Raw genomic sequence first — 24110 nt, forward strand, 5'->3', positions numbered from 1 at the left:
CTGCCACCGCTTCATCCACAACGGCACCTTTGGTCACGATCACTCCTTCGCGCGCTTGCTTACGCCAAAGAGACAGCATGAAGGGATGAATGTAAAGCGACTCCGCAACGTCCTTGACCGATACGCCAGACAACCGGCTCAACCGCACCGCTGTCGCCTTGAATTCCTTGCTGTATCGACACGTCGTTCTGGGACCGGGTGATGCCATCGCAAGACTCCTGAATAGTTAGTTCAGGGTGTCCACTAACCCGTAGGAACTATCCGGTCCACTTGACCGAATAGTTAGCCGGCAGCTGGCTAGCCGCTGACAACTTGCGCACTTAACTCCAGGTACTGGGACTCATGAGCCTTTGAGAGCAAAAAGATGTCCCCATTCTCATGGTGCTCCAATTGGAAAGGTAAGCCTGACGCTCGGACGGCGGCAAGAAAGCGGTTGGTTTCTTCTGGCGTGTCCCACCGCGAAAAATACCAGCGATAGCAGCTATCACGTACTGAATGCGCCACCAGATTGACTGAATCCCATTGCTCTTGCGTGCACTGGACGGCGCCATCCGCCCCCGTCGAGAACGCAACGCCATTGCGCAAGAGCGCAGAAACGAATTTTTCCTGGAGCGCGGCATCATCAAATCGTATGGAACGCGAAGGCATGTGACCTCTGCCGGCTAACGCTTGAGGTAAGTGGCCGCTGCCACAGTGGGCGTCAGGTTACCGCGCGACATCGCAGCGGTCCACTTGACCGAATAGTTAGCGCCCATGCCCTCACGAAAGGATGCCCTGCTCGCGCGGAACGATGAAATGCACATAGCACTCGAGGCAAAGCCATTCTGCACCGTTTGTGTAGCCCTGCTGGATTTTGCCAGGATGAAGCGAAATCTCTGCCCAGCACAACGCGCAATGCTCATGGTCCCAACTCTCGGGCTGCACCACACTCTCGCCGGGCTCCGCCTTGCGCGTGATTCGACCAGTAGCTGTTTCGAACGATATTGCCCCCGAGGCCGCGAACGTTTGCTCTACCCATGAGATGGACCGATCCTCGACGAGCTCAAGTTAACGAGACGTCCACCAGCTTTCGGTAGGAAACATGGGTGCTAACGCTTGCGCTAAGCGGCCGCTGCCGCGATGAGTAACATGTTAGCGCAACAACTCAGCAGCGGTCCGCTTGAGCGCATAGTTAGGGCCGCCACGTCATTTCGAACGAAGTATAGAACGGCGCTCGCGGCGGACCAAAAAGACGCTTAGTAGCCATCTCTTTGTTAAAGCAAACTGCAAGAGGCGAAGCACCTTTAAGCCACGTGCGAATTACTTTGCCGGCGATGTCGAGCTCCATCACGACCGTGTAGGGAGAAAGATCTGCCTTATTACTCGGTGAAGCACAGGACGCATGCGCCTCGCCACCAGCTTTGCCTTGTGAAGCGATGAGTTGCTGGGTCTGACCCGGTGTTAGGGAATTCTCGTCTTGATCGGCGAGAGCTTTGGCCTGTTCGTACGAGAGAGCCGAACCGGAGAGCGCGGTGACAGCAATAATTGCCGCAAAATTGAATAAGGACATTTAGATAGCCCTAACTACAAATAGACCCCGCATCCGGGGCGTTGCGCGGAATGTTCAGCTGGCTTTGATTGCACGTCAAGCGAAATTCCCACGCGATGGCATACAGTTACGGCGATATCCTCCATGAGGATATGCGCTCAAACGACCGCGCAATCATCGCGAAACGAGGGCGTAACGGTTTATTGGGTCGGAAACGGGTGCGTAACGGCTATTCCTGCGACGCTGGCCCGAGTTTGGTTCGCAGCGGTCATGTCGCCGTATCGCGCGTGGCTGCGTGCATCGCACCCGGACCAACTTCCCTGCCGCTTCGCCTGCGGCGCAGCCAGTTCTGCAGTTTGTCGAAATAAATATAGATCACGGGTGTCAGGTACAGCGTCAGCACTTGCGAGGTGAGCAGGCCGCCGACGACGGCGAGGCCGAGCGGGCGGCGCGAGTCGCCGCCGGCGCCGAAGCCGATTGCAATCGGCAAGGTGCCGAACAGCGCGGCGAACGTGGTCATCATGATCGGGCGGAAGCGCACAAGGCAGGCGTCGAAGATCGCCTTCTCCGGCGGCACGCCGCTGCGTTCCACTTCGAGCGCGAAGTCGATCATCATGATCGCGTTCTCAGCATGATCAGGCCGACCATGGCGTAGAGATTGAGATCGATGTGAAACAGCATCAGCGCCAGCAGCGCGCCGAACGCAGCGGTCGGCAGGCCAAACATCAGACTCTGACCCGGTTTCCCGGACACCGGTTTCGGATCCGGTTTCCCGGTTTCTCGGACCCTGGTTTCGGAGGCGCAAAGTCTTGAAGTCTGGCAACATTGCCTTGCTGCCGCATCATTCACGGCAAGGGAGGGGACATGGCCCGCACGCCGATGTTCGATCTGCTGCGCCGCGCCGCGGCGCTGTCTGCCGCCGCGCGTCGCAGCGGCGAATCGCTTGACGAACTCGCACAGCGCGCGCACGAACAGCGCGTGGATGCAGCGCGACGGCGCTTCCTCACGCGTGCTGCGACGGCTTCCGCCGCGCTGACGTTGGCTGCCTGCGCACGCACGCCGCTGCACACCGCGACGAACGATAACGACGCCGTGTTGATCGTCGGCGCAGGCATCGCCGGCCTCGTCTGCGCGCATCGCCTGCGCGCGCAAGGCGTGCGCGTGCGCGTGCACGAGGCGCGCGAGCGCGTAGGCGGGCGCATGCTCAGTCTGCGCGGATTTTTTGCGGATCGACAGATCTGCGAACTCGGTGGCGAGTTGATCGACAGCGGTCATGCGCGCATCCGGGATTTGGCTGCGGAACTGAAGCTCGAACTGGACGATCTTGCCGACGATCCTACCGCCGCGTTCGGCGATGGGTGGTTCTGCGACGGCAAACGCTACGGCGAAGCGGACCTGCTGCGCGAGTTCGCGCCGTTGTCCAAGATCATCGCTCGTGATGCGCAGTCACTGCCTGATGCGCCGATTACCTATGCCGCGCCGGGTGGTGCCGAAACGCTGGACAAGCTCACGCTTACGCGATATCTCGACCGCATCGGCGCTTCCGGCTGGCTGCGAAAACTGATCGAAGTGGCCTACACCACCGAGATGGGCTTGGACTGCGAGGAACAATCCGCGCTCAACCTGATCGATCTCATCGGCACCAAGTCGGACAAGTTCCAGATATACGGCGAGAGCGACGAGCGGTTCCACGTGCGCGGCGGCAACGATCTCGTCGTGCAGCGGCTTGGCGAGAAACTCGCCGACGCCATCACCACCGGCAGCGTGCTGGAAGCACTGCGCCAACGTGCCGACGGCGCCTACGTCGCTACCTTCCGCCGCGGCAGCGCCAGCAGCGAAATCGTCGCGCGACGCATGGTGCTGGCCTTACCGTTCACCACGCTGCGCCGCGTGCGGAACGATCTCGAACTGCCGCAGCCCAAGCGCGATGCCATCGCCAGGCTGCGCTACGGCAGCAACGCCAAGCTGATGATCGGTTTCAGTGAACGCGTGTGGGCTACTCGCCATCGCATGAGCGGTAGCACCTACAGCGACCTGCCGCTGCAAACCACGTGGGAGACAAGTCGCCTGCAGAACGGCGCCGCTGGCATCCTCACCAACTTCACCGGCGGCAGGCAAGGCCTCGAGCTCGGCGCCGATTCACCCAAGGCGCAGGCCGACCGTGCCGTGCGCCAGCTAGAGACGCTTTGGCCCGCCCTCGCGTCCGCGCGCGAGGGCCAGCGCGAAGCGCGAATGCACTGGCCCTCGCAGGAATTCACGCTCGGCAGCTACGCCTGCTACGGCCCTGGCGAATGGACTACCCTGCGCGGCGCCCCCGGCGAATCCGTCGGCAATCTCCACTTCGCTGGCGAGCACTGCGCCTTCGACAACCAGGGATTCATGGAGGGCGGCGTGGAGACGGGGGAGTGGGCAGCGCGAGCAATCTTGGAGAAGCGGGTGGTGCGCGCGGCGTGATGGCGGGGTGGAATCAGCCGGCGGCTCCTGCGGTCATCATGCACAATTATTCACTTGCGCGTGCAGCAGCGACGTCCCCCGCGCTTGATCTGTCGCGCAATCATAGCGAAACAGCGAAACGGGGCGTAACGGCTGTCCGGGCGATGCTGGCCCGAGTCGATTTCGCGGCAGTAAAAGGGATCAAGTCGCTGTATCGCGTGCGGCGGCATGCGCCGCACGCGAACCGACCTCGCTGCCGCTTCTCCGACTACGCAGCCAGTTCTGCAACTTGTCGAAATAAATGTAGATCACCGGTGTCAGGTACAGCGTCAGCACCTGCGAGGTGAGCAGGCCGCCGACGACGGCGAGGCCGAGCGGGCGGCGCGAGTCGCCGCCGGCGCCGAAGCCGATTGCAATCGGCAAGGTGCCGAACAGCGCGGCGAACGTGGTCATCATGATCGGGCGGAAGCGCACAAGGCAGGCGTCGAAGATCGCCTTCTCCGGCGGCACGCCGCTGCGTTCCACTTCGAGCGCGAAGTCGATCATCATGATCGCGTTCTTCTTGACGATGCCGATCAGCATGATCAGGCCGACCATGCCATAGAGGTTGAGGTCGATGTGGAACAGCATCAGCGTGAGCAGCGCGCCGAACGCCGCGGTCGGCAGACCGGAAAGAATCGTCAGCGGGTGGATGAAGCTCTCGTAGAGGATACCAAGCACGAGATAGATCACGAACACGGCGAGCGCGAGTAGCAGGCCCATGCCCGCGATCGACGACTGGAACGCCTGCGCTGTACCCTGGAACGAACCGATGATCGTGTCCGGCAGCTTGAGCTGGGCGACGACGCCGTTGATGCGCTCGACCGCCTGGCTCAGCGACACGCCCGGGGCGAGGTTGAACGAGACGGTCACTGCCGGCACCTGGCCGAGATGGCTGATCGTCGCCGGCCCGACCGACTTGTCGAACTTAGCCACGGCCGACAGCGGCACGAGGTTGCCGTTGCTGCCGTGGACATAGAGTTGAGCAAGGATACCCGGATCGCCCTGCTTGGTCGGATCGACCTGCATCTGCACCCAGTATTGATCGATCGAGGTATAGATCGTCGATACCTGAGCCGGCCCGAATGCGGTGTACAACGCGTTCTCGATCTGCGCCGCGGTGACGCCGGTCGCCGACGCCGCATCGCGGTCGACGCGCACGTTGACCTGCGGCGTGGCGATGAGCAGGTCGCTGGTCACGTCCTGGAAACCGGGCTGCTTGGCGATCGCCTCGACCAGCTTCGGCACCGAATCGAACAGTTGCTTCGTGTCGGTGTCCTGCAGCGTGTACTGGTACTGCGTCTTGGTCAGCACGCCGCCGATGCGGATGATCGGGATGTTCTGCAGATAGACCTTGAAGCCCGGGATGCCCTGTAACTTCGGCCGCAGTTCCTGGATCACTTCTTCGGGCGAGCCGCGTTCGCTGCGCGGCTTCAGCGTGACGATCATGCGCCCGAGGTTGAGCGTTGCGCTCGATCCGGAAACGCCGATGAACGACAACACGCCCGCGATGTTTTTGTCCTTGCGGATGACTTCTACCGCGAGCTGCTGCTTACGCGCCATTTCGTCGAAGCCGACATCCTGGTCGGCTTCGGTGAACACGAACAGCTGGCCGGTATCGTCGTTCGGCAGAAAGCCTTTCGGCACCGAGATGAACAGCCAGCCTGTCGCAACGAGAATGAAGGCGAACGCCAGCAACACGATGCGGCGATGCGCGAGGCAGGTCTGCAGCGTGCGCCGGTAAAGGTCCTGCATGGCGTCGAAGCCGCGTTCGAACGCCTGATAAAGCGGGCCGTGAGTCTCGCCGTGGTGCGGCTTGAGCATGCGGCTGCACAGCATCGGCGTCAGGCTCAAGCTGACGAAGCCCGAGACCAGCACCGCGGCGACGATCGTTACCGCGAACTCGTGCAGCAGGCGGCCGATGATGCCGCCCATGAACAGGATCGGGATGAACACCGCAGCCAGCGAGATCGTCATCGACACGATCGTGAAGCCGATTTCCTTCGCGCCCTCGAACGTCGCCTGCAGCGGCGGCTTGCCCATCTCCATGTGGCGCGAGATGTTCTCGAGCATGACGATCGCGTCGTCGACGACGAAGCCGACGCACAGCGTCAGCGCCATCAGCGAGAGATTGTCGAGGCTGTAGCCGAACGGATACATGATCGCGAACGTGCCGACGATCGACATCGGCAGTGCGAGCGAGGGAATGATCGTCGCCGACAGGTTGCGCAGGAACAGGAAGATCACGAGCACGACCAGCGCGAGCGCGAGCATGAGCGTGAACTGCACGTCTTCGACCGAGGCGCGGATGCTTTCGGTGCGATCGTAGAACACCTTCAGCTCGAGGCCCGCAGGCAACTGCGAAGTGAAACTCGGCAATACGGCGCGCAGGCGTTCGACCACGGCGATCGTATTCACGCCAGGCTGTTTCTGGATCGCGAGCACGACGCCGCGCGGCCCGTTGAACCAGGCCGCGTTCTTGTCGTTCTGCACGCCGTCGTAGACACGGCCGATATCACGGAGACGAACCGGCGCGCCGTTCACATAACTGACGATCAGGTCGGCGAACGGCTTGGCCGCGGCGAACTGGCCATCGACCATCACGCTATAGGTGCGGTCGCTGCCGTAGAGCGTGCCGGTCGGCAGATTGACGTTGCCGCTGCCGACCGCAGCGGCAACCTGATCGATGCCGAGCCCGCGCGTCGCCATCGCCCCGGGATCGAGATCGATGCGCACCGCGTATTTCTGTGAACCGTAGACGTTGACCAAGGCCACGCCTTCGACCATCGACAGGCGCTGCGCGAGCAGCGACTCGGCGTACTCGTCCACCTTCGACAGCGGCAACGTCTTCGAGGACATGCCGATGTAGAACACCGGCGAGTCGGCCGGATTGACCTTGCGGAACGTCGGCGGAGTGGTCATGTTCGGCGGCAGTTGCTTGCCTGCCGCGGAGATCGCCGACTGCACATCGAGCGCGGCGGCGTCGATATTGCGCTCGAGCGTGAACTGCAGCGTGATCTGGGTCTGGCCGATGCCGCTGACCGAGGTCATCGAGTCGAGCGAGGGAATCGAGGAAAACTGTTTTTCCAGCACGGTCGCTACGGCCGAACCCATCGTCTCGGGCGAAGCGCCGGGCAGATATGCTTGCACCTGGATCGTCGGGAAGTCGACGTTCGGCAGATCCGATACCGGCAGCAGGCGATACGCGGCGGTGCCGAACACGAGGATGCCGATCATGACCAGCGTGGTCATGACCGGGCGGCGCACGAAAATTTCGGAGACGCTCATGCGCGCGGCCTCACTTCGTCGCGGCAGCTTCGCCCGCAGGCTTGGCTTCGGCGATCTGCACCGGCGTGCCGTCGGTCAGGCGCGACTGACCGTCGACGACGATGGTTTCGCCGCCATCGAGGCCCTTCGCGATCGCCGACTCACCGGCGACGCTGCGCGCGACGGTCACCGCGCGCTGCGCGGCCTTCTTGTCCGCGTTGACGACAAACACGTAGTAGCCGTTGGGCCCCGCCTTAACCGCGGCGTCGGGCACGACGATCGCGTCGGCATCGCTGCCGAGTGTCAACGTGATGTTGACGAACTGCCCCGGCCACAGATTTTCCTCGGCGTTGGCGAACTGCGCGCGCAGCTTGATCGTGTTCGTCGCCGGATCCACCGCGTTGTCGACGAAGGCGAGCTCGCCGGACTGAGCCGTCTTCACGCCGTCGCCTCGCGCCTGCACTCGCAACGCGCCTTTGGCCTGGGCTGTGCGTACGGACTCGACATAGGCGCCCGGCACGGCGAAATTGACGAAGATCGGCGCGACCTGGTTGATCGTCAGCAGCGCATTCGTGTCGTTGGCTTTCACCAGATTGCCGGGCTGCACGAGGATGCGCCCCGCGCGCCCGGCAAACGGCGCGTGGATGTCGGTATAGCCCAGCGTCAACTGCGCTGCGGCGACGTTGGCCTGGTCCACTTTCACCGAAGCGGCCGCCGCTTCGTACGCCGTACGGTATTGCTGCATCTGGTCGGCGGAAATGAAACCTTTCTTCGCGACCGGGTCATAGCGATCGACCTGCGCCTTGGCCAGCTCGCGCGCGGCAACATCTTTGGCCAAGGCGGCATTCGCCTGTGCCAGTGACGCCTGCGCCGGGCGCGGATCGATGCGAAACAACAGCTGCCCGGCTTTGACCTCGTCGCCGTCCTTGACGTGGCTTTCGAGCAGTTGTCCGTCGACAAGCGATTTGACCGCAACCGAGTTGATCGCCTCGACCGTACCCACCGCGGCGAGCAGGTCGGGCATCGTCTTGCGCATGGCGACCGCGACGCTGACCGGCGCTGCCGCGGGCGCGGGCGCGGGCGGCGGCTTGGAGCAGGCGGCGAGCAGCGTGATCAGGATTGCGGCGCAGACGCGACGCATCGCGGATTGGGCGATCGAGGGCATGAGCAGGAAAATGGGTTGCTTCTGCGCAATTATCGCTTATCGGAACGTCATCGCTCGTGTTGCGGAAGTAATGATTTGTTAGGAAAACATCGCGAGGGCGAACTCGCCATTGCCGACCGGTGCAACCCTGTCCCGCTTTCAGCCGCGCCGCTGCTGCTAAAATCGACGCTCATCCGCACCGCATCATTCATGACGCCATCCTTCGTCCACCTGCACGTCCACAGCGACTATTCGCTGGTCGACTCGACGATCCGCCTGCCGGACAAGCCCGAATACGGCGATCCGGCCAAGGCAGGCAGCCGCGCGAACCTGATCAGCCGTGCAGTGGAATCGAACCAGCCCGCGCTGGCGCTGACCGATCAGTGCAACCTGTTCGCCCTGGTCAAGTTCTACCGCGCGGCCGAGGCGAATGGGATCAAGCCGATCGCCGGCGCGGACGTGTATCTGCCGAATCCGAACGATGCGCATCGGCCGTTTCGCCTCACCCTGCTCTGTCTGGACCGTGCGGGCTATCTCAATCTGGCCAAGCTCGTGTCGCGCTGCTACCTCGAAGGCCGCCAGGGCGACTTCGTGCTCGCCCAGCCCGAGTGGTTCGCCGATTGCAGCGCAGGCCTGATCGCTCTCGCGGGACGCCAAAGCGATGTCGGTCAGCTGTTGCTCGCCGACAAGCACGATGCGGCGCGCAGCGCGATGCGCGACTGGCTGCGCTGGTTCGACGACCGCTGGTATTTCGAACTGACGCGTACCGGTCACGCGGACGAGCCGCATTTCATCGAAACCGCGTTGAAGCTCGCCGCGGAACTCGCGCTGCCGTGCGTGGCGACCAACGACGTGCGCTTTCTCGCCAGGGAGGATTTCGAATCACACGAAGCGCGCGTCTGCATTCGTCAGGGTCGCCTGCTCAGCGACCCGAAACGCCCGCACGACTACACCGCCGAGCAATACCTGAAGACGGCCGAAGAAATGGCCGAGCTGTTCGCCGACCTGCCCGAGGCGCTCGAGAACAGCGTCGAGATCGCCAAGCGCTGCAACCTGGAACTCTCGTTCGGCAAGTACTACCTGCCCGACTTCCCCGTACCCGCGGGCGAGACGATCGAAAGCTTCATCCGCGCTCAATCGCATGCCGGCCTGGAGACACGGCTCGCCAAGCACGGCATCGCCGAAGGTTTCACGCGCGAGGACTACGTCAAGCGCCTCGACCGCGAACTCGACACGATCGTGAAGATGGGCTTCCCCGGCTACTTCCTCATCGTCGCCGACTTCATCAACTGGGCGAAGTCGCACGGCATTCCGGTCGGCCCCGGACGCGGTTCCGGCGCGGGCTCGGCGGTGGCGTGGAGCCTCGGCATCACCGATCTCGATCCGCTGCGCTACGGCCTGCTGTTCGAGCGCTTCCTCAATCCAGAACGCATTTCCATGCCCGACTTCGACGTCGACTTCTGCATGGACGGGCGCGACAGCGTGATCGACTACGTCGCGCGCAAGTACGGGCGCGACAAGGTCAGCCAGATCATCACCTACGGCACGATGGCGGCGAAGGCCGTGCTGCGCGACGCCGGCCGCGTGCTCGGCATGGGCTATGGCCAGGTCGACAAGATCGCCAAGCTCATTCCGATGATTCCGACCGATCCGATCACGCTCGAGGACGCGCTCGGCCGCAGCAAGAAGTCGCGCGAGCGACCGGACCGCATCGTCGCCGACTTCCGCGATCTCTACGAAACCGACGACGACGCGCGCGAACTGATCGACCTCGCGCTGAGCCTCGAAGACCTCACGCGTAACGCCGGCAAGCACGCCGGTGGCGTCGTCATCGCGCCGAGCGCGTTGACCGACTTCGCCCCGCTCTACTCCGAAGGTGGTGGCGAAGGCGTCGTCACCCAGTTCGACAAGGACGATGTCGAGGCGGTCGGCCTGGTCAAGTTCGACTTCCTCGGCCTGCGCACGCTGACGATCATCGACTGGGCAGTGAAGGCGATCAACGCGCGGCGCGAAGTCAAGGGCGAGCCGCTGCTCGACATGGCCAAGCTGCCGCTCGACGATACGCTCGCCTATGCGCTGTTCAAGCGCGCGCAAACCGTCGCCGTGTTCCAGTTCGAATCGCGCGGCATGCAGGGCATGCTCAAGGAGGCCAAGCCCGACCGCTTCGAAGACCTGATGGCGCTCACCTCGCTGTTCCGCCCCGGCCCGATGGAGCAGATCCCGAGCTTCTGCAAACGCAAGCACGGCGAAGAGCCGATCGACTATCCCGACGCGCGCGTGGAGCCTGTCCTCGCCGAGACCTACGGCATCATGGTCTATCAGGAACAGGTCATGCAGATGGCGCAGATCGTCGGCGGCTATTCGCTCGGCGGCGCCGACATCCTGCGCCGTGCGATGGGCAAGAAGAATCCGGCCGAGATGGCCAAGCAGCGCGAGATTTTCCGCGACGGCGCAGCGCAGAACGGCGTCGCCGGCGACAAGGCCGACGCGATCTTCGATCTGATGGAGAAGTTCGCCGGCTACGGCTTCAACAAGTCGCACGCGGCAGCCTATGCGCTCGTGTCGTACCAGACCGCGTGGCTCAAGGTGCACTACCCGGCCGAGTTCATGGCTGCAGTGTTGTCGAGCGACATGGACAACACCGACAAGGTGGTCAACTTCCTCGACGAAGCGCGCGCGATGGGTCTCGTCGTGCGTCCGCCCGACGTCAACGCATCGGCGTACCCATTCCACGCCGAGGACGACGGCAGCATCAGATATGGATTGGGCGCGATCAAGGGCGCAGGCCGCGCGGCCTGCGAGAGCATCGCCGGCGAACGCGAGCGCAACGGCGCATACACCGACCTCGCCGACTTCTGCCGCCGCGTCGATCCGACCAAACTCAACAAGCGCGTGCTTGAAGCGCTGACGCTGTCTGGCGCGCTCGATGCGCTCGCGCCGAACCGCGCTTCGCTGATGGTGCAGATTCCCGAGGCGATGAAGGCCGCCGAGCAGCAGGCGCGCGACGCGCAGGCCGGGCAGAACGACATGTTCGGCTCGAGTGCCGCCGCACCGATCGACGTGAAGCTGCCCGTGGTCGACGACTGGCCTCTGCAGCAGATGCTGATCGGCGAGCGCGAAACGCTCGGTCACTATCTTTCCGGCCACCCGACCGAGGCCTGGCGCGAACTGTTCGTGCAACTTTCCGATGCGCCGCTCGGCGATGTCGCCAAGCACTTCAAACCACCTGCGCCCGATCAGCGCCGCGGCCGCTTCACCGATCAGCCGTTCACTGTCGCCGGCCAGGTCGTGTCGATGCGCAACCGCGGCGACACGATGGCCTTCGTCCAGCTCGAGGACTGGTCCGGCCGCATCGAAGTCAGCCTGTTCCGCGAGGTCTTCGTCGAGTACCGCGCGCTGCTGACACGCGATGCTTTCCTCGTCGTCGAAGGCGGCCTCTCGATCGACGAATTCAACGGCGGCTTCCAGCTACGTGCGCGGCGCGTATCGACGCTCGACGAAGCACTCGCGCGCCAGGCGCGACTGCTCCGGGTCAAGCTCAACGGCGTAGACGCCGGTTTCGCCGCGAAGCTGCAGCAGGTCATCGCCGGTCACCGCGGCGGCAAGACGCCGCTGCGTTTGAGCTACGCCAACAAGCTCGGCCGCGGCGAACTCGAACTCGGCAATGCCTTCCGCGTGCGTGCCAGCGCCGACTTGAAGCGCAGCCTCGAAGCGCTGCCGGGCGTACTGTCGATCGAAATGCTGCTGAGCAAGCCCAGCGCAGGCTCCGAATAGCCGCGGCCCCGTCGTCCGACGGTCCGCGCACCGCCCTTGCGCTATAATCCGCCGCCTTGCGCGTCGAAGCGCCCCGCCTTGCAATACATGAACCCGAACTTCCTCGATTTCGAACAGCCCATCGCCGAATTGGACGCGAAGATCGCCGAATTGCGCGCCGCGAGCCACGGCCAAGCTTTCAACATCGACGAGGAAGTCGGCAAGCTGCAGGACAAGCTCAAGCGCAAGACCGCGGACATCTTCCGCAACCTGACTTCGTGGCAGGTCGCCCAGCTCGCGCGCCATCCGGCGCGGCCGTACACGCTCGACTACATCCAGGCGATCTGCGAGGAATTCGTCGAACTGGCCGGCGATCGCGCCTATGCCGACGACGCGGCCATCGTCGGCGGCCTCGGCCGCATCGACGGGCGCAGCGTCGTCATCATCGGTCACCAGAAAGGCCGCGACACCAAGACCAAGATCAAGCGCAACTTCGGCATGCCGCGGCCCGAGGGCTACCGCAAAGCGCTGCGCTTGATGCAGCTCGCCGAGCGCTTCAAGCTGCCGATCCTCACCTTCATAGACACCCCGGGCGCCTATCCGGGCGTCGGCGCCGAGGAGCGCGGCCAGAGCGAAGCAATCGCGCGCAACCTGCTCGAAATGTCGGAGTTGAAAGTGCCGATCCTGTGCACGGTGATCGGCGAAGGCGGCTCGGGCGGCGCACTCGCGATCGGCGTCGGCGACGTGACCAACATGCTGCAGTACTCGACCTATTCGGTGATCTCACCCGAAGGCTGCGCATCGATTCTGTGGAAGAGCGCCGACAAGGCCAAGGACGCCGCTGAAGCCTTGGGCCTCACCGCGCCGCGCCTGCTCGAACTCGGTCTCATCGACAAGGTGCTGCGCGAACCACTCGGCGGCGCGCATCGCGACCCGCGCAACATGGCGATTCGCCTCAAGGCCGTACTGCTGAACCAGCTCGACGAACTCGAAAAGATCGACGCGGTCGCTCTGCTCGATCGGCGCTACAAGCGCCTGCGCAAATACGGTGCGCTGCGCGCCGCATGATGGTCCGCGCAACGTTTCAACACTGAAACGATCGCCGTTACTCCGATTTAGGAACTACCCGCTGCGTCGTTCGACGCGACGTGCTGTGCGCGCTTTCGCTACGCGCCCGCACTTTCCTGGCGCGCATCAAAATAATAATATTAATCCTATTATTAGATAACCATCGAGGGAGATCGACGATGCATGCTGTGCGAACGCTGGGTGCGATGTTGTTCGCCGTCATCGGCGCGATCGGAACTGCTCGCGCCGCCGACGGCTCCGTCCGCTTCGACGAGTCGAGCAAGACCTTCCGCCTCGACGCGGCCAAGGTCACCTACGCGTTCGGCGTCGACGACAAGGGTCAGCTGCAATCGCTTTATTGGGGACCGCGCCTCGGCGTGTCGGATCGCCTCTCCGCTGCCGTCGCTCCCGCTCCTGGCGATGCGATAGACGGCAACATCAACCGCGTGCGCCAGGAGTACAGCGGCTGGGGCAGCGGCCTCTACTACGAACCCGGGGTGAAGATCACCTTTCCCGACGGCAATCGCGATCTGGTCCTGCACTACGTGTCGCATTCAATCAAGGGTTCGATCCTGTCTGTCGTGCTCAAGGACATCGAGCGCGCGATCCTAGTCACCCTCGAATACGAGATTGACGCCGACACCGGCATCGTCCGCCGCAGCGCGACGATAACGAACCGGACCTCGACGCCAGTGATCGTCGAACAGGCCAATGCGGCAACCTGGTTCCTGCCGCGCAGCCGCGACTACACCTTGCGCTTTTTGTCCGGTCGCTGGGCGGCGGAGAACAGTGTCAACGAGCGCCCGGTGCAGCCCGGCAAGACCGTGCTCGAAAGCCGGCGCGGCACGACCGGCATGCAGAATGCGCCTTGGTTCGCCGTGCGCCGCAACGATGCGAACGAAACGCAAGGCCAGGTGTGGTTCGGCTCGCTCGCGTGGAGCGGCTCCTGGCAGATCGCGGTCGAACAGGATCAGATCGAACAGGTGCGCATCTCCGGCGGTTTCAATCCCTTCGACTTCGGCTACAAGCTCGACGCGGGCGCGAGTCTCGCCACGCCGAGCTTCTACGCCGGAGTCACGACGGACGGTATCGGCGAGGCCTCGCGCCTGATGCACCGGCTCGAGTTGACGAAGATCCTGCCGCAGGCGCCGAACCCGCGCCTGCGCCCGGTGCTGTACAACTCGTGGGAAGCTACCGAATTCAAAGTCGACGAGCCTGGCCAGATCGCGCTCGCCGAGAAAGCCGCTAGCATCGGCGTCGAGCGCTTCGTCATGGACGACGGCTGGTTCGGCGCACGCAACACCGACAAGGCGGGCCTCGGCGACTGGGTCGTCAACCGGCAAAAATTCCCGAACGGCCTCAAACCGCTGATCGACCGCGTGCACGTCCTCGGCATGGATTTCGGCCTGTGGGTGGAGCCGGAGATGGTCAATGCGGACAGCGATCTCTACCGCGCGCATCCCGACTGGATCCTGCACATGACCGGCCGGCCGCGCACCGAGGGGCGCAATCAGCTCGTGCTCAATCTCGCTCGCGCCGACGTGCGTGCCTACCTGTTCGACGCGCTCGATAAGCTGCTCAGCGAAAACGACATCGCCTTCCTCAAATGGGACTACAACCGCAGCTGGTCGGAGCCCGGCTGGCCCGAAGTCGCGCCCGACCAGCAGAAGAACGTCTATGTCGACTTCATCCGCAACTACTACGGCATCCTCGAAAAGCTGCGCAAAAAACATCCGAAGATCGAGATCGAGTCGTGCTCAAGCGGTGGCGGCCGCATCGACCTCGGTGTGATGCATCTGACCGATGAGGTATGGACCTCCGACAACACCGATGCGTTTGATCGCCTGCGCATCCAGGACGGCTTCACTCAGGCTTGGACACCGGCCGCGATGATGGCTTGGGTCACCGACTCGCCGACCTGGGTCAACAACCGCGCGCTCTCGCTCGAGTACCGGTTCCTGTCTTCGATGCAGGGCTCGCTCGGCCTCGGCGCGAATCTGAACAAATGGCAGCCGCAGGATTTCGCCACCGCGCGTCGCCTCGTCGCCGAGTACAAGGCAATGCGCAAAACCGTGCAGCAAGGTCGACTCTACCGCCTCATCTCGCCACAGGGCGGCAGCGAGCAGTCGGCCACCGAAAGCGTCAGCGCCGATCGCGCCCACGCCGTACTGTTCGCTTTCCTGCATTCGAGCACGGAAAAGTATCCCTACCCCACGGTACGCCTGCAGGGTCTGGATCCCGATGCGAAATACCGCGTGCGTGCGATCAAAGGCAAATTCGACGAACGCACGCCGACGACGGCGAGCGGTGCCTACTGGATGAATGCGGGCATCGACTTGCTGTTGCGCGGCGACTTCCAGGCCGCGGCGCTCGCCTTCGACGAGGAGTAGCTTCCTAGGCTACGCGCGGTTGGCGCATCAGCAACGCGGTCAGCGCAGCGAGCCGATCGCGCATGTCGCGCCGATCGACGATCAGATCGATGGCGCCGTGCTCGACGAGGAATTCGGAGCGCTGGAAGCCTTCCGGCAGCGTCTCGCGCACGGTCTGTTCGATCACGCGCGGACCGGCGAAGCCGATCAGTGCCTTCGGCTCGCCGATATTGATGTCGCCGAGCATGCCGAGGCTCGCGGAGACGCCGCCGGTGGTCGGGTCGGTCAGCACCGAGATGAACGGCACGCCGGCACGGCGCAGGCGCGCGATCGCTGCCGAGGTCTTGGCCATCTGCATCAGCGAGAACAGGCCTTCCTGCATGCGCGCGCCGCCGGTGGCGGAGAAGCAGACGAATGGCGCGCGCTGCTCGAGCGCGCGCTCGGCGGCAAGCGTGAACTTCTCGCCGACGACCGAGCCCATCGAACCGCCCATGTAGGCAAACTCGAACGCGACCGCGATCAGCGGCTGCGCTTTGAGCTTGCCCTGCATCGCGATCAGCGCGTCCTTCTCGCCGGTGTTCTTCTGCGCGATGGCGATGCGGGCCTTGTAGGTTTTCGAGTCCTTGAATTTGAGCGCGTCGACCGGTTCGAGCAAGGCGAACAGCTCTTCGGTCGGGCCTTCGTCGAACAACGCTGTCAGGCGCTTGCGCGCCGCGATCGGGTGGTGGTGGCCGCACTTCGGGCAGACCTGCAGGTTGCGCTCGAGTTCGGGCCCGTAGAGCACGGCGCCGCAACCCTCGCATTTCTCCCACAGGCCCTCGGGCACCTTGCCCTTGCCGGAAGGATCTCCCTTGCCCTCGGTGCGGATGCGCGAGGGCATCAGTTTGGTAAGCCAGCTCATGTCGTTCTCGTCATCGAAAAGTTCGGCATCGGGCATCGCGGTCACGATGCGTTCGGGCAGCGCCGGCTCCGTCGGCGCCGGCCCGGACGAGGCCGAATCGGAAACATGCGATTCTACCGGCTGTTGCGGCTTGGGGACACCTTCACTGTTCGATTTACGCGGCATGGCGCGCCGAACGCGCATCGAGCGCCTGGCGGACCGGCGCGAGGAAATCGCGCACTGCAGCTGTGACAGCGGCAGCAGGCGAAGAGTTCGCCAGGTGCTCGACCAGTGCGCTGCCGATCACAACCGCATCGGCGAATTCGGCGATCGCGACCGCCGATGCCGCGTCGCGCACGCCGAAGCCGACCGCCACCGGCAATGCAGGCGCCAGCGCCTTGATCGCCGCGACGCGCGCGCGCACGGGCGCGAGATCGAGCCGGTTCGCCCCGGTCACGCCGGCAAACGAGACATAGTATAAAAATCCACTCGCCTCGCGGGTCAGCGCTGCGAGGCGCGCATCGTGCGTGGTCGGTGCGGCGAGGAAGATGCGATGCAGTCCGGCATCGGCCAGCGGCTTGATCGTCGCCGATTCCTCGAGCGGGCAATCGACGAGCAGCACGCCGTCCACGCCGACAGCAACCGCTTCGTCGGCAAATTTCGCATAGCCGTGGATTTCGATCGGATTGAGATAACCCATCAGCACGATCGGCGTGTTCTTGTCTTTCTCACGGAACTCGCCGACCCAGCCGAGGATCTGCGCAAGGCCCACGCCTTTGGCGAGCGCGCGTTCGCTGGCATGCTGGATCACCGGGCCATCGGCCATCGGATCGGAGAACGGCACGCCGAGTTCGATCAGGTCGGCACCGGCTTCGACCAGGGCATGCATCAACGGCACGACATGGTCGGGCGAGGGATCGCCGGCGGTGACGAATGGAATCAGGCCGGTACGGCCGGCGGACTTGAGTTCGGCAAAACGCTGGTCGATGCGGTTCACAGCGAAATCCCCTCGCGCGCGGCGATCGTGTGCACGTCCTTGTCGCCACGCCCCGACAGATTGACCAGTACCAATTGATCCTTCGGCAGCTCGCGCGCGAGTTTGATGCCCTGAGCGACGGCATGGCTCGACTCGAGCGCGGCGAGGATGCCCTCGCTGCGCGCGAGTTCGTGGAACGCGGCCAGCGCCTCCTCGTCGGTGATGCCGACATAGCTTGCACGGCCCGTGTCTTTCAGCCAGGCATGCTCGGGGCCGACGCCGGGATAATCAAGGCCGGCGGAAATCGAATGCGTCTCGGTGATCTGGCCGTCGTCGTCGCAGATCACGTAGGTGCGGTTGCCGTGCAGCACGCCGGGACGGCCGGCGGCAAGCGACGCGGCGTGGCGTCCGGTTTCGATGCCGTCACCGGCAGCTTCGGCACCGACGATTTTGACCTCGCGATCGTTGAGGAAGGCATGAAACAAGCCGATCGCATTCGAGCCACCGCCGACGCAGGCAGTGATCACGTCGGGCAGGCGGCCGTATTCCTCGAGCATCTGCGCGCGCGCCTCGCGGCCGACGATCGCATTGAAGTCACGCACCATCATCGGATACGGATGCGGGCCCGCGACCGTGCCGATGATGTAGAACGTGTCGGTGACATTGGTGACCCAGTCGCGCATCGCTTCGTTGAGCGCGTCCTTCAAGGTCTTCGACCCCGACGTCACCGGCACCACTTCGGCGCCGAGCAGCTTCATGCGATAGACATTGATCTTCTGCCGCTCGATGTCGACCGCGCCCATGTAGACCACGCATTCGAGGCCGAGGCGCGTCGCCACGGTCGCGCTGGCGACGCCGTGCTGGCCCGCGCCGGTCTCGGCAATGATGCGGCGCTTGCCCATGCGCTTGGCGACGAGCGCCTGGCCCACGGTGTTGTTGATCTTGTGTGCGCCGGTATGATTCAGGTCTTCGCGCTTGAACAGGATCTGCGCGCCGCCGATTTTTTTCGACAGGCGCTCGGCATGGTAGATCGGACTGGGCCGGCCGACGTAATGCTTGAGGTCGCGATCGAGTTCGGCGATGAATTCGGGATCACGGCGCAGGCGCAGATATGCGTCGCGCAGCTCCGCCAGCGGTTCCATCAGGGTTTCGGCGACATAAAGACCGCCGTAGTCGCCGAAGCGACCGTGCTCGTCGGGGTAGTTCGAGTAGTTTATTGAATCCGCCGCCGAGGCGGCGGCGGGGATAGCCGCAGCAGCCGCGGCCGTGTCGAAGGGTTTTGCCAACATGAGATTCTCCGGATCGGTTTGCGCCGCAACCGCAACGTCGTGCGGGTTCGGCTTCAATTCGTGATCGGGCCGTGCAGGCCCCGCGCGCAACCGCGCGCCTACCGGACCGCAGCCGCGGGCACGCGGCGCCAGCGGCGCAGCGAGCGACCGGACGGCGGCAATGGACGGGGCGAAATGCTCATGGCGTGGCTATAGCGTACACAATCTTTCCCGCCTGCGCCGCCCCGGCACGCAGAACCGGGCTCACAGGTAGCGCCGGATCGTCTCGCGCAGCTTGGCCACCTGCTCGGAGGTCAGCGCACCGAGCATACCGCGGCGCGCGGGCGGGATATGCGCCGCCGGGTCGTCCTCGCCGAAGACGTAGTGTTCCAGCAATGCCTTCCACGCGCGTTTTTCGGCCGGCGGCAGCGAACGGAACGCGAGAATGTCGTGCATGAGGCAGCCGAGTGCCGTCGGCGGTGCGTAGCCGTCGCTGCGCACGAACTTCCACCAGTAGTTGACCAGCGCGTTGATCCGGTCGAGTGAGGCAACGTGATGCCACCACATCGGCGGAATGTAGATCGCGTCGCCGGCCTCGAGCTCGGCGACCTGCGCCGCGGCCAGCGCCGCCCGCAGGCGCGGGTAGCGCGGATCGTCCGGGCGGTCGAGCCGCGCCAGGCTGATTGCCGCACCGGTCGGCGCAAATTCGAGCGGCCCGATGTACAGGTTGCCGACCTGCTCGGGTGCGAACAGAGTGAAGCGCCGCCGCCCGCGCAGTACGCAGGCGATGTTGTGATACTCGTCGAAATGCGCGGGCGTGGTGACCTGGTTGCCGATCCAGATGCGCGGCTCGACACCAGCATCGAGGAACGGCAGGGTGTGCTCGCCAAGAAAGCCCGGCAGGCATTTCGCAATTGGCGCGCTCTGGATCGCAATGCCCGGTACGCGCTGCTGCCCGCTCAAATCCAGCAGGCGCTGCAGCCCTTTGCCTATCGAGACGCGATGATGCTCGTAGTTGAAGCCGTCGAAGCCCGCGTTGTAGCCGATCACGCCGTCTTCTTCAGGCCGCATCACCAGCGCATCGACCGGCGTGCCGTTGTCAAAGGCGACCAGACGCGCGACGAACTGCGCATCGGTCAGACGCTCGCGAACGAGCGGCCATTGCCGTGCCAGGCCGCGGATCACGAGCGGCAGTTCGCGCCCGATCAGGTCCTCGCGTGCGAACGCGCGACCGTTGTCCGCGAACTCTTCGATCGCGCCGGCCATGCCGCGTCTAGGCCGAATCGGCCGCGCGCACGGCGTCGACGAAGGCGCGCAGCCTGGCCGCGTCCTTGATGCCCGCAGAAGATTCGATGCCGCTGGACACATCAACCGCATACGGGCGCAGGGCGCGAATTGCCGCGCCGACGTTGTCCGCGTTCAGCCCGCCCGCAAGCACTACAGGCTTGGCGAACGCATGCGCCCTCGCGGACCACTCGAACGTTTTGCCGCCGCCGCCCTGCTCGCCGGCGGCGTGGCCATCGAGGAGAAATCCCGCCGCCGCCGGATGCGCATGCGCCACGGCAGCTGGATCGACACCACCGCCCATCGCGACCGCTTTCAGATACGGCACGCGATAGCGCGCGCACTCCGCCGCCGTCTCGCTGCCGTGGAACTGCAAGAGGTCAGGCTGCACCGCCGCGACTGCCTCGGCGATGAAGCCCGGCAGATCATCCATGAACAGCAAGACGAGATCGACGAACGGCGGCAGCGTCATGCGGATCTCGACCGCGCGTTCGATTCCGGCGAAACGCCGGCTCTTCTCGGTCAGCACCACGCCGATCGCGTCGACGCCGAGCGCGATCGCAGCCTGCACGTCCTCGATGCGCGTCATTCCGCAGAACTTGATTCGGGTTCGTTGCTGCATGGAAAACTCAAAAAAATATGAGCGATTCGACCACGGATTGCGCGGATGGGCTCGAATCGAGATTTCGTTCAACCCGCTCCATCCAGGCGCGCCGTGCATTCATGGTCAAGTTCTGCCTTCTGCAAAACTTACCTCCGCGGGCAAGCCGTGCTCCGCAGGATACAACGGATGGAGAAAAACGAGGCCCTGCGCTACGGCCGTCGGCCCGGCGACGGCACGATCGCGGCCTGCGAGCAGTTGTGCGATCCACTCGGGTTTTTCCTCGCCGCGTCCGACCGGCAGCAAGCTGCCGACGATGTTGCGCACCATGTGATGCAGGAACGCGTTGGCCTGAATCTCGACGATGACGCGATCGTCCTCGCGCCGCACGGAAATCTCGTGCACACAGCGCATCGGCGTGCGCGCCTGACAGGCAATCGTGCGGAACGCGCTGAAATCGTTCTCGCCGACCAGCGCCTGCGCCGCTGCATGCATCGCCTGCGCAGCGAGCGGTACGCGCTCCCAGGCGACGTGGCGAGCGGCGAGCGCTGCGCGCACGGGACGGTTGAGAATGGTGTAACGATAGCGCCGCGCGAGCGCGGAAAAGCGTGCGTGGAAATTGTCGCCGACCGGCTTTGCCCAGAGCACGGCGACGCTCGCCGGCAGGTTCGAACTTGCGCCCAGCGCCCAGCCGCGCGGGCTGCGCTCGGCGTTCGTGTCGAAATGCACGACCTGGCAGGACGCATGCACGCCGGCATCGGTGCGTCCGGCGCAGGTGACTTCGACCGCCTCGTCGGCGACCTTCGACAGCGCGGCCTCGACCGTCGCCTGCACGCTGGGACCATGGCTCAGCCGCTGCCAGCCGTGGAAATCGGTGCCGTCGTATTCGATGCCGAGTGCAATGCGCAAAATCAATCCCGCGGAAACGAAAAAGCGCGCTGATTGTAGCAGCGCGCTTTCCGCTGCCGGCGTGGGCGCCGGCGGGTAGCCCTGAGGTCAGCTCAGTTCGGAGAGCAGCTTGCGCGCTTCTTCCTTCTGCACCGCATTGCCCTCTGCAAGCACTTCGTCGAGCATCGAACGCGCGCCCTCGGGATCGCCCATATCGAGATAGGCGCGGGCGAGATCCAGACGCGTGCCAATCGTGTCCTCGTCGAGGAACGGCGCCCGCTCGGCACCGGCTTGAGCCTCCTCGATCGGCGGTTGCGTCACGGCTTCGACCTCCTTGTGGAATGTCTGTTCGAACTCGAGGTCAGGCAGGTCGTGCGGGTCGCTGGCGACCATGTCGCGCGACTCGAAGGCGAGCGGTTCGTCGTGATCGAGCATCGCCTGGATATGCGCGTCGTGCTCGTTCTCCGCCGCCTTCTCACCGGCATGCGCCGCCTCGTCGCGGAAGAAGAAATCGTCCGGATCGTGGCCGTCATGCGACCCCGATGCGGCGAACAGCGGGCTGCCCGGCAGCAACTGCCGACCGAGCTCGGAGGCTTCGCGCCACTCGGCCGAGTCCTCCGGGAATTTCTCGCGCAGCGTATGCGCAAGGGCAACGAAGCGTTCGCTGTCGCCGTGGTCGAAATGGCTGCGCAGCTGCTCCATCTCGTCCTCTTCACCACCATCCAGTCCGGCCCGGCTCGGCTGCGCGGCGTCGGTTCCCGGGGCGCCGTCGTAGTAACTCTCGACCTCTTGCTCCAGCGCTGCATGCGGATCGGCATCGGCAGCTTCCGCTGCAGCGGCGGCGCCGGCAGCCAACGGCCGTGGATTGGGCTTCTTGCCACCCGATGCGCGCGTCATGAGCCAGCCCGCGATCAGCAGGAGGATGCCGCCGGTGCCGCCGTACAGCACGTAAGGATTGTCGACATAGTCGGCGTACCACGGCTTGCCCGTCGCAGGAGCAGCGGGCTTGGTGGCAGTCGCAGTGACAGGCTTTGGTGCCGCAGACGGTGACGTCGAGGCGGCGGCTGCCGGTGCGGCAGGTGCTTGCGTCGCGGCCTGAGCGGGCGCAGCGGCCGCCGGCGGAGGCGGCGTGGCCGCGGTCGTCGGCGCGGTGGCCGACGGCGCAGGCGCCGCGACTGGTGTGGCGGCCGGCGCTGCAGATGGTGTCGCCGCGGTAGCGGCGGGCTCAGGTGCAGGCGCGGCGGGCTTGGTCGCGGCTGCGCTGGTATCGGTCGGCTTGGCGCCGGCCTTGCCCGCTTCAAGTTGTTTGAGCTTGTTCTGCAGCTCGGCGATTTCGGAATCCTTGAGCGAAATCAGGCGCTGGCTCTTGTTGTTGATCTCCTCGAGCTGGGAGACGCGCGACTTGAGCTCGCCAGTTTCCTGCTCACGGCTGGTCAAGGCCTCCTTGGTGCGCGCGAGATCGGAGCGCAGGGCTGCCGCGTCCTTGCTGCCGGCAGCCGATCCGCCCTTGCTCGCACCGGCTTCGTTGCCGGTACCGCTCGAGGGTGGCACCAGAGCGAGGCGCTCGGAACCATGTTTCTGCTCAGCCACGGGTGCAGCGGCTTGCTTGTCCGCCGAGGCTGCGGCGCCGGTGTTGGCGACGAGGGTCGGCGCAACGCTTTCCTGCCAGGACTGCTGCTGCGCACGCACTGCCGCCGCCGCTTCGTTCAGCGATCCGGCCGCGCGTACCTCGTCGGCGCTGGGAATGCGCAATACGGCGCCGGTCTTCAGCGCGTTCATGTTTTCGCGGTAGAACGCTTCGGGGTTGGCCTTGTACAGCGCCAACAGCGTGCGGTTCAGGTCGCGCGGGTCGTCGCCGACTTCGTGCGCGATCTGCGACAGCGTATCGCCGCGCTGGACCGTGTACTCGCCCTTGTGCGCCGCAATCGGCGCAGCTGGAGCGGGGGATGCCGCAGGTGCGGGACGCGGGGCGGGAGCCGGGGCCGCCTGCGCCACGGGCTTCGGCGCTTCCACACGCGGCTGGCTGACCGGGGCACGCGGCGCGGCTTCGACGGGCTTCGGTTTCTCGGCCGGTTTCGGCGCCGTCGCGAGCACGGCCGGAGCGGTCACCGGCGGATCGAGCAGGACCGTATATTCACGCAGCAGCTTGCCCTTGCCCCAATTCGCCTCGATGAGGAAATCGAGGAACGGCTCGCGCACGGCTTCCTTGGTCGTCAGGCGGATCACGCGCTGCCCGCGGCCGTTATTGGCGACGCTGAATTCGATCGGCACGGTGACGCGCGCGCGGTTCAGGCCGACGCGCACGAAGTCCTCGGCCGAAGCCAGGTCGACGCGCAGATCCTCGGCCTCGGCCGCCGAATCGGCGACGATCGGTATCTCGGCGAGCAACGGCTGGTTGAGCCCGGACTTGATCTGGATCGGCCCCAGTCCCAGCGCAAATGCCTGGCTTGCGGCCAGCGCCAAGGCAACCGAGAGCGCGGATTTGATAGGCCCTTTCATGCTTTTTCCCCAAAGATCTAACGTTGTCAGGCGCAACTTTGCAATTCCGGGGCAACTCCCGGACGTGCACATCTTAGAATGCACATCATCTAAGGGGCATAACTATGAAACGC

General features: G+C 64.6%; 17 protein-coding genes. 4 read left to right on the forward strand and 13 right to left on the reverse strand.

The window, feature by feature from the left end; translation table 11 throughout:
- The 4 genes from F455_RS21020 to F455_RS0114480 all read right to left on the reverse strand — a co-directional run.
- On the reverse strand, nt 1-208 hold a 208-nt coding region (locus F455_RS21020), incomplete at its 3' end, for a transposase (protein ID WP_033410272.1).
- 89 nt (nt 209-297) lie between these two features.
- Nucleotides 298-648: a hypothetical protein gene (locus F455_RS23020; RefSeq protein ID WP_157578888.1), complete on the reverse strand. Its 351-nt coding sequence runs from the start codon at nt 646-648 to the stop codon at nt 298-300.
- A gap of 523 nt (nt 649-1171) precedes the next feature.
- Nucleotides 1172-1549, reverse strand: a complete 378-nt coding sequence (locus tag F455_RS22625) for a hypothetical protein (protein ID WP_083918973.1) — start codon at nt 1547-1549, stop codon at nt 1172-1174.
- A 247-nt stretch (nt 1550-1796) separates the two neighbouring features.
- Nucleotides 1797-2144 carry an efflux RND transporter permease subunit gene (locus tag F455_RS0114480; RefSeq protein WP_018974030.1) on the reverse strand — a complete coding sequence of 116 codons (348 nt, stop codon included), beginning with the start codon at nt 2142-2144 and terminating at the stop codon, nt 1797-1799.
- Nucleotides 2145-2392: 248 nt separating this feature from the next.
- Here F455_RS0114480 and F455_RS0114490 point away from each other — a divergent pair, with 248 nt between their 5' ends.
- Nucleotides 2393-3982 carry a flavin monoamine oxidase family protein gene (locus F455_RS0114490; protein ID WP_018974032.1) on the forward strand — a complete coding sequence of 530 codons (1590 nt, stop codon included), beginning with the start codon at nt 2393-2395 and terminating at the stop codon, nt 3980-3982.
- A gap of 180 nt (nt 3983-4162) precedes the next feature.
- Here F455_RS0114490 and F455_RS0114495 read toward each other — a convergent pair whose 3' ends face one another.
- Together F455_RS0114495 and F455_RS21025 are read right to left on the reverse strand one after the other, a co-directional pair.
- Nucleotides 4163-7288: an efflux RND transporter permease subunit gene (locus tag F455_RS0114495; protein ID WP_033410220.1), complete on the reverse strand. Its 3126-nt coding sequence runs from the start codon at nt 7286-7288 to the stop codon at nt 4163-4165.
- Between the two features lie 10 nt (nt 7289-7298).
- Nucleotides 7299-8432 carry an efflux RND transporter periplasmic adaptor subunit gene (locus F455_RS21025; RefSeq protein WP_018974034.1) on the reverse strand — a complete coding sequence of 378 codons (1134 nt, stop codon included), beginning with the start codon at nt 8430-8432 and terminating at the stop codon, nt 7299-7301.
- Between the two features lie 189 nt (nt 8433-8621).
- Between F455_RS21025 and dnaE the strand changes: the two genes are divergently transcribed.
- From dnaE to F455_RS0114515, 3 genes are all read left to right on the forward strand, one after another.
- The gene (dnaE, locus tag F455_RS0114505) at nt 8622-12185 is read left to right on the forward strand and encodes a DNA polymerase III subunit alpha (RefSeq protein ID WP_018974035.1); all 3564 of its coding nucleotides are present in this window, start codon (nt 8622-8624) and stop codon (nt 12183-12185) included.
- Nucleotides 12186-12272: 87 nt separating this feature from the next.
- Nucleotides 12273-13232 carry an acetyl-CoA carboxylase carboxyltransferase subunit alpha gene (locus F455_RS0114510; RefSeq protein ID WP_026293395.1) on the forward strand — a complete coding sequence of 320 codons (960 nt, stop codon included), beginning with the start codon at nt 12273-12275 and terminating at the stop codon, nt 13230-13232.
- 179 nt (nt 13233-13411) lie between these two features.
- A complete protein-coding gene (locus F455_RS0114515) occupies nt 13412-15622 on the forward strand; it encodes an alpha-galactosidase (protein ID WP_018974037.1) in 2211 nt (736 codons plus the stop codon).
- A gap of 4 nt (nt 15623-15626) precedes the next feature.
- On the opposite strand, the gene accD is transcribed toward F455_RS0114515, so the two are convergent.
- The 7 genes from accD to F455_RS22175 form a co-directional block, all read right to left on the reverse strand.
- Complete coding sequence (accD, locus tag F455_RS0114520) at nt 15627-16502, reverse strand: acetyl-CoA carboxylase, carboxyltransferase subunit beta (RefSeq protein WP_026293397.1); 876 nt, start codon at nt 16500-16502, stop codon at nt 15627-15629.
- Nucleotides 16503-16656: 154 nt separating this feature from the next.
- On the reverse strand, nt 16657-17478 hold the full coding sequence (gene trpA, locus F455_RS0114525; protein ID WP_018974039.1) for a tryptophan synthase subunit alpha: 822 nt from the start codon (nt 17476-17478) through the stop codon (nt 16657-16659).
- Nucleotides 17475-18746 carry a tryptophan synthase subunit beta gene (gene trpB, locus F455_RS0114530; RefSeq protein ID WP_083918998.1) on the reverse strand — a complete coding sequence of 424 codons (1272 nt, stop codon included), beginning with the start codon at nt 18744-18746 and terminating at the stop codon, nt 17475-17477. The genes trpA and trpB overlap by 4 nt, the downstream gene beginning before the upstream one ends.
- Nucleotides 18747-18989: 243 nt before the next feature.
- Nucleotides 18990-19991, reverse strand: coding sequence for a cupin-like domain-containing protein (locus tag F455_RS0114535; protein WP_018974041.1), 1002 nt, complete (start codon nt 19989-19991; stop codon nt 18990-18992).
- A gap of 7 nt (nt 19992-19998) precedes the next feature.
- Nucleotides 19999-20631, reverse strand: coding sequence for a phosphoribosylanthranilate isomerase (locus F455_RS0114540; protein WP_033410223.1), 633 nt, complete (start codon nt 20629-20631; stop codon nt 19999-20001).
- 105 nt (nt 20632-20736) lie between these two features.
- Nucleotides 20737-21519 carry a tRNA pseudouridine(38-40) synthase TruA gene (gene truA, locus F455_RS0114545; RefSeq protein ID WP_026293399.1) on the reverse strand — a complete coding sequence of 261 codons (783 nt, stop codon included), beginning with the start codon at nt 21517-21519 and terminating at the stop codon, nt 20737-20739.
- A gap of 87 nt (nt 21520-21606) precedes the next feature.
- The gene (locus tag F455_RS22175; protein ID WP_157578890.1) at nt 21607-23997 is read right to left on the reverse strand and encodes a motility hub landmark protein FimV; all 2391 of its coding nucleotides are present in this window, start codon (nt 23995-23997) and stop codon (nt 21607-21609) included.
- Nucleotides 23998-24110 lie beyond the last annotated feature (113 nt).

It is taken from the genome of Rudaea cellulosilytica DSM 22992 (assembly GCF_000378125.1).
Taxonomy (GTDB): domain Bacteria; phylum Pseudomonadota; class Gammaproteobacteria; order Xanthomonadales; family Rhodanobacteraceae; genus Rudaea; species Rudaea cellulosilytica.

Excerpts from the sequence above, each read along its gene's own strand:
- F455_RS23020 (WP_157578888.1), bottom strand. The coding sequence starts at position 648 with ATGCCTTCGCGTTCCATACGATTTGATGATGCCGCGCTCCAGGAAAAA.
- F455_RS22625 (WP_083918973.1), bottom strand. The coding sequence starts at position 1,549 with ATGTCCTTATTCAATTTTGCGGCAATTATTGCTGTCACCGCGCTCTCC.
- F455_RS0114480 (WP_018974030.1), bottom strand. The coding sequence starts at position 2,144 with ATGATGATCGACTTCGCGCTCGAAGTGGAACGCAGCGGCGTGCCGCCG.
- F455_RS0114490 (WP_018974032.1), top strand. The coding sequence starts at position 2,393 with ATGGCCCGCACGCCGATGTTCGATCTGCTGCGCCGCGCCGCGGCGCTG.
- F455_RS0114495 (WP_033410220.1), bottom strand. The coding sequence starts at position 7,288 with ATGAGCGTCTCCGAAATTTTCGTGCGCCGCCCGGTCATGACCACGCTG.
- F455_RS21025 (WP_018974034.1), bottom strand. The coding sequence starts at position 8,432 with ATGCCCTCGATCGCCCAATCCGCGATGCGTCGCGTCTGCGCCGCAATC.
- dnaE (WP_018974035.1), top strand. The coding sequence starts at position 8,622 with ATGACGCCATCCTTCGTCCACCTGCACGTCCACAGCGACTATTCGCTG.
- F455_RS0114510 (WP_026293395.1), top strand. The coding sequence starts at position 12,273 with ATGAACCCGAACTTCCTCGATTTCGAACAGCCCATCGCCGAATTGGAC.
- F455_RS0114515 (WP_018974037.1), top strand. The coding sequence starts at position 13,412 with ATGCATGCTGTGCGAACGCTGGGTGCGATGTTGTTCGCCGTCATCGGC.
- accD (WP_026293397.1), bottom strand. The coding sequence starts at position 16,502 with ATGAGCTGGCTTACCAAACTGATGCCCTCGCGCATCCGCACCGAGGGC.
- trpB (WP_083918998.1), bottom strand. The coding sequence starts at position 18,746 with ATGTTGGCAAAACCCTTCGACACGGCCGCGGCTGCTGCGGCTATCCCC.
- F455_RS0114535 (WP_018974041.1), bottom strand. The coding sequence starts at position 19,991 with ATGGCCGGCGCGATCGAAGAGTTCGCGGACAACGGTCGCGCGTTCGCA.
- F455_RS0114540 (WP_033410223.1), bottom strand. The coding sequence starts at position 20,631 with ATGCAGCAACGAACCCGAATCAAGTTCTGCGGAATGACGCGCATCGAG.
- F455_RS22175 (WP_157578890.1), bottom strand. The coding sequence starts at position 23,997 with ATGAAAGGGCCTATCAAATCCGCGCTCTCGGTTGCCTTGGCGCTGGCC.